Annotated in this window: 5 protein-coding genes and 1 pseudogene; 2 read left to right on the forward strand and 4 right to left on the reverse strand. The window is 63.3% G+C overall.

All coding sequences use genetic code 11. From position 1 onward, the window contains the following. Nucleotides 1-266, forward strand: a pseudogene (locus BSZ39_RS14720) (hypothetical protein); the annotation flags it as partial. 24 nt (nt 267-290) lie between these two features. Here the strand turns inward: BSZ39_RS14720 and BSZ39_RS12000 are convergent. From BSZ39_RS12000 to nrdI, 4 genes are read right to left on the reverse strand one after another with little or no spacing between them, the layout of a single operon-like run. Next, nucleotides 291-878 carry an NADPH-dependent FMN reductase gene (locus tag BSZ39_RS12000; RefSeq protein ID WP_073717560.1) on the reverse strand — a complete coding sequence of 196 codons (588 nt, stop codon included), beginning with the start codon at nt 876-878 and terminating at the stop codon, nt 291-293. Between the two features lie 45 nt (nt 879-923). Beyond that, nucleotides 924-1,949 (reverse strand): class 1b ribonucleoside-diphosphate reductase subunit beta, encoded by a 1,026-nt coding sequence (gene nrdF, locus BSZ39_RS12005; RefSeq protein WP_073717561.1) that lies wholly within the window; start codon nt 1,947-1,949, stop codon nt 924-926. Between the two features lie 34 nt (nt 1,950-1,983). Then, nucleotides 1,984-4,140: a class 1b ribonucleoside-diphosphate reductase subunit alpha gene (gene nrdE, locus BSZ39_RS12010; protein ID WP_073717562.1), complete on the reverse strand. Its 2,157-nt coding sequence runs from the start codon at nt 4,138-4,140 to the stop codon at nt 1,984-1,986. Further along, the gene (gene nrdI, locus BSZ39_RS12015; protein ID WP_425425693.1) at nt 4,137-4,601 is read right to left on the reverse strand and encodes a class Ib ribonucleoside-diphosphate reductase assembly flavoprotein NrdI; all 465 of its coding nucleotides are present in this window, start codon (nt 4,599-4,601) and stop codon (nt 4,137-4,139) included. Before nrdI ends, nrdE begins: the two co-directional genes overlap by 4 nt. A gap of 240 nt (nt 4,602-4,841) precedes the next feature. On the opposite strand from nrdI, the gene BSZ39_RS12020 reads away from it, so the two are divergent. Further along, nucleotides 4,842-5,249, forward strand: a complete 408-nt coding sequence (locus BSZ39_RS12020; RefSeq protein WP_073717563.1) for a hypothetical protein — start codon at nt 4,842-4,844, stop codon at nt 5,247-5,249. Nucleotides 5,250-5,325 lie beyond the last annotated feature (76 nt).

Here is a 5,325-nt window from a genome sequence, read left to right on the forward strand (position 1 = left end):
CAAGCCATCAACCAACTAGCCGTGGCATACCCAGACCGATTCACGGAGTACTTGTAAACCAAACCCCCGCACACAAAAAATCGGACACTCTCGGCCAGGCTCCCTTCCCGAATGAGGCCGCCGCGATCAAGTGCCTGTATCTCGTCACGCGGTCGCTTGACCCGACTGGCGACGGAAGGGCACGCTGGGCGATGAGGTGGAAGCCCGCGCTGAACGCGTTCGCGATCACCTTCGCCGGACGGTTCGAGAAAACCACCCACGAATGAAAACCGCCGGATCCCACACACCGTTTACCGGACAGACCCTCTAACCCTCGCAGCGTTGGTTACAACGGTGAGGAAGCGCATGATGTAGTCCTGAAGAAATCGGACCGTCGACTCTTGCGCAAATTTGTCGTTCTCATCAAGCAGGGTAGGTGACTGCGAGAGGAAAACTTCCGGCTGACCAGGTGTGGGCATGTCGAAGTAGGACAGTGCGAGGCGGAGGTTCTTCTGCGAGCTGTATCCGCCCATGCGGCCGACGGAGTGGCTGATGATTCCTGCGGGGAGGCGCTTCCAGGCGACATCGCTGTTGGGTTTGGAGCCGATGTCGATGGCGTTCTTGAGGCAGGCGGGGATGGTGCGGTTGTTCTCCGGGGTGATGAATAGGACGCCGTCGGAGGCTTTGATCGTTTCCCGGAAGCGTGCGTACTCGGGTGGGGTGAGCCTGTCGGTGACCTCGGGGTCGTCGTAGTCGAAGTCGTAGAGCGGAAGGTCTCGGATCTCTACGATGCGGGCGTCGTAGTCTTCGGGGAAGTAGTCGATGACGTTGTGGGCGATCTTTCGGGCGTAGGAGCCGCGTCTGAGGCTTCCGATGATGATGGAGATGTTCTTGGTCACTGGCGCGCTTTCGTTGATTCGGGTATGTGCGGGTGGGGCGTCGGCTCAGAAATCCCAGTCGGCGTCGCTGGTGTCTTCGGCTTTGCCGATGATGTAGGAGGAGCCCGAGCCTGAGAAGAAGTCGTGGTTCTCGTCCGCGCCGGGGGCGAGGGCGGCGAGGATCTCGGGGTTGACCTCGGTCTCTTCCGGCGCGAATCGAGCGGGATAGCCGAGGTTCATGAGCGCTTTGTTCGCGTTATAGCGGACGAAGACGGCGACATCGTCCATGAGTCCGAGCGGTTCGTACAGTTCGCCCGAGTAGTGGAGTTCGAGTTCGTAGAGCTCTTCCAGGAGCGCGTAGGTGAACTCGCGCATGTCGGCTTGTTCCTGCCTCGTGTGGGTTTCCAGGCCGCGCTGGTACTTGTAACCGGAGTAGTAGCCGTGCACGGCCTTGTCGCGCAGGATGAGGCGGATCATGTCGGCCGTGTTCGTCAGGGTCGCATGGACCGAGAAGTGCAGCGGCAGGTAGAACCCCGCATACAGCAACAGCGAGGACAGCAGCGTGGAGGACACCTTGCGTTTGAGGGGGTCGTCTCCGAAGTAGTGGACGAGAACTTTCTTCGACCGTTCTTGCAGCAGGTCGTTGCCGACGGCCCACCGGTAGGCGTCGTCGATCTCCGGGGTGCTGGTCAGGGTGGAGAACACGGACGAGTAGGAGCGGGCGTGCACGGACTGCATGAACGCGATGTTGGTGTAGACGGCTTCCTCGTGCTCAGTACGCGCGTCCTGGATCTGGCAGATCTCGCCGACGGTGGCCTGCACGGTGTCGAGCATGGTGAGCCCGGTGAACACGCGCATGGTCAGGGTGCGCTCTTCTGCAGTGAGCTTCTGCCACGCGGGGATGTCGTTGGAGAGGGGCACTTTCTCGGGGAGCCAGAAGTTCGCGGTGAGCCGGTTCCACACCTCCAGGTCCTTGTCGTCGCTGACCCGGTTCCAGTTGATCGGTCGCAGGCGGGCGGCGGGATCGTGCCGGTAGCCGGGCGGGGTGACGGAGAAGTCGGTGAGGGGGCGGTGGGGGTCGATGAGAGTCATTGGTGCTTCTTTCAGGAGGCGTGCGGGTGCGGGGTCAGAGGGCGCAGGAGACGCAGTTCTCGATCTCGGTGCCTTCCAAGGCGGGCTGGCGCAGCCGGATGTAGTAGAGGCTCTTGATGCCGGCCCGCCAGGCGTGGATCTGCGCCTTGTTGATGTCTCGGGTGGTGGCGGTGTCGCGGAAGAACAGCGTCAATGACAGTCCCTGGTCGACGTGCTGGGTGGCGGCGGCGTAAGTGTCGATGATCTTCTCGTAGCCGATCTCGTAGGCGTCCTGGTAGAACTCGAGGTTGTCGCCGGTCATGTGCGGGGCCGGGTAGTAGACGCGGCCGAGCTTGCCTTCCTTGCGGATCTCGATCTTCGCCGCGATCGGGTGGATGGACGCGGTCGAGTTGTTCACGTAGGAGATGGAGCCGGTCGGCGGTACCGCCTGGAGGTAGGCGTTGTAGATGCCGTGGGCGGTGACTGACTCCCGAAGGGTGGCCCAGTCCTCGCGGGTGGGGATCTGGATCCCCGCGTCGGCGAAGAGTTCCCGGACCCGCGCGGTGGCGGGCTGCCAGTCGCGTTCGGTGTACTTGTCGAAGTAGCTGCCGTCGGCGTAGGAGGAGGTCTCGAACCCGGCGAAGGTCTGTCCGCGTCCGATGGCGAGCTGGTTGGAGGCACGGATCGCGTGGTAAGTGACGGTGAGGAAGTAGATGTCGGTGAAGTCGATGCCCTCTTCGGAGCCGTAGTGGATGCGCTGGGAGGCGAGGTAGCCGTGGAGATTCATCTGCCCGAGACCGATCGCGTGGCTGGCGTCGTTCCCAGCAGCGACGGAGGGCACGGCGTCCACGTCGGTCTGATCCGAGACGCTGGTCAGCGCCCGAACCGCCGTCTCGACGGTGGCACCGAAGTCGGGTGAGGCCATCGCCTGGGTGATGTTGAGGGAGCCGAGGTTGCAGGAGATGTCTCGTCCGATCTGCTCGTAGCCGATCGCCGCGTCGTAGCGGGAAGGCGTGTTGACCTGGAGGATCTCGCTGCACAGGTTCGACATGTTGACCCATCCCTCAAGCGGGTTGGCACGGTTGACGGTGTCCTCGAACAGCACATACGGGTAGCCGGACTCGAACTGCAGCTCGGCGAGGGTCTTGAAGAACTCGCGGGCGCTGATGGTGGTCTTGCGGATGCGGGGGTTGGCGACCATGTCGTCGTAGTGCTCGTTCACCGATAGATCCGACAAAGCTGTGCCGTACTCGCGCTGCACGTCGTAGGGGCTGAACAGGTGCATCTCGCGGTTCTCCTTCGCGAGCTTGAAGGTCACGTCGGGGATGACCACGCCGAGGGAGAGGGTCTTGATACGGATCTTCTCGTCCGCGTTCTCTCGTTTGGTGTCGAGGAATCGCAGGATGTCCGGGTGGTGCGCGTGCAGGTAGACAGCTCCGGCACCCTGGCGGGCACCGAGCTGGTTGGCGTAGGAGAAGGAGTCCTCCAGGATCTTCATCACCGGCACCACCCCGGAGGCCTGGTTTTGGATCTTCTTTATCGGCGCCCCGGTCTCGCGCAGGTTGGTCAGCAGCAGGGCGACGCCGCCGCCGCGCTTGGACAGTTGCAGGGCGGAGTTCACGCTCCGCCCGATGGATTCCAGGTTGTCCTCCAGCCGGAGCAGGAAGCAGGAGACGAGTTCGCCGCGCTGCGCCTTGCCGGCGTTGAGGAACGTCGGGGTCGCGGGCTGGAATCGGCCGGACATCATCTCGTCCACCAGCCGGCTCGCGAGGGCTTCGTCGCCCTGGCCGAGGAACAAAGCGGTGGCGGTGACGCGCTCAGGGAAGCCCTCCAGGTAGGTGGTGCCGTCGAAGGTCTTCAGCGCGTAGGAGGTGAAGAACTTGAACGCCCCCAGGAAGGTCTGAAACCGGTGTCCGGCGCCGTGGGCGCGCCCGTGGAGGGCTACGAGGAAGTCGCGCGAGTACGCCTCCAGGAACGCCCGTTCGTAGTAGTCGTTCTCGACCAGCCAGTCAAGGCGCGCCGTCACGGTCGGGAAGGTCTTCGTGTTCGGGGCGACATGCTGGCGCAGATACTCCTCGGCCGCTTCGCGGTCCTTATCGAACTGGATCGACCCGTCGGGGGCGAAGAGGTTCAGTTGCGCGTTCAGCGCGTGGTAGTCCTTCCGCACGCCGATGCCGGTACGGGCGGGGGCTTCCTGGGTGGTGGTGGTCATGCGGTCTTCCTCTCGATGGGTGTCTGCTCACCGGATCGCTGTTCCCAGAAGCGGGTCAGGCCGGTGTTCACTTGGTCGATGTCGCGGCTCGTGCCAAGCAGCTCGAAGCGGTACAGCTCCGGGACATGGCACTTCGCGGAGATGATGGGGCCGGCGAGGCAGTAGTGCTCGCCGAAGTTCGTGTTCCCCGCGGTGATCACTCCGCGGATCAGCGCCCGGTTGGCAGGGTCGTTCAGGAAGCGAATCACCTGCTTGGGCACGGCGCCTGAATGCTCCCCGCCGCCGTAGGTCGGCACCACGAGGACGAAGGGGCGCGATACCCGGATCAGCCCCTCCCGGCGCGGGCGCAGCGGGATACGCACGGCAGGCCGGTCCAGGTGTTCCACGAACCGTCGGGTGTTCTCCGAGACGCTGGAGAAGAACACCAGGTCCGGCGACTGCGTCCCCTCCAGCTCCCGCACTGGAAGCGCATCCAGGGATGGTTTTGGCGTTGCCTGCACAGCGATCCTTCCTCAGTTGCGGGCCGGCCGCATGATGCCGCCAACCACTACATGTTGTGCCTGCCCGTGTTTCGGGATGGCGTATCTAGTAATAACATCGTTGTGATTCTTCTGTCTACGACACGCCCATTTTTTGAACTACGACATGCCGAACATTAAATGTTGGGTGTGTGGCAGCGTGCTGCGAGAGGAGAGTGCATAGTGACAGCGGAGACCTTGCGAGAGGGCACATGGTTGGAGGCGATCGGTCTGCTTCAGCAGGCACGGGCGGGGGATCATCTGGCTGCGATGCGGTTGCTGGAGACCTCGGCAGACCCGGTCGGGGTGGTGCACGGACTGTTGCGGATGCTGGTGGTGTTCTTGAGGGGCGAGGACGCCGACAAACTGGAACGGTTCCTGGACGCGTCGTTGCGCGCGGGCGCGCCGCCACTGAACCCGCTCTTCGCCGGTCAGATTCCCGCGGATACCGAGGGGCTGGCGGATCGGCTTCGGGGGCAGGCGCGCTTGACGGAGCCGATGCGGGAACTGCTCGCTGCGCAGCTGCCCATCCTCGCTACTGCCACACGCGAGGGCATGCCCGATGTCGGGCCGAAGGGGGGTGTCAAATAGTTTGTGTAAGCCGTGTCGGAAGGAACGGTGATTATCATGACTATGTTCGATAAATCTTTGCCGGGTAGGCCTTCGG

Origin of the sequence: Bowdeniella nasicola (assembly GCF_001907295.1) — a bacterium.
GTDB classification, from domain to species: domain Bacteria; phylum Actinomycetota; class Actinomycetes; order Actinomycetales; family Actinomycetaceae; genus Bowdeniella; species Bowdeniella nasicola.

Bases quoted from the DNA above. Each gene is read 5' to 3' on its own strand.
- nrdF (WP_073717561.1), bottom strand. From the start codon at position 1,949: ATGACTCTCATCGACCCCCACCGCCCCCTCACCGACTTCTCCGTCACC.
- nrdE (WP_073717562.1), bottom strand. From the start codon at position 4,140: ATGACCACCACCACCCAGGAAGCCCCCGCCCGTACCGGCATCGGCGTG.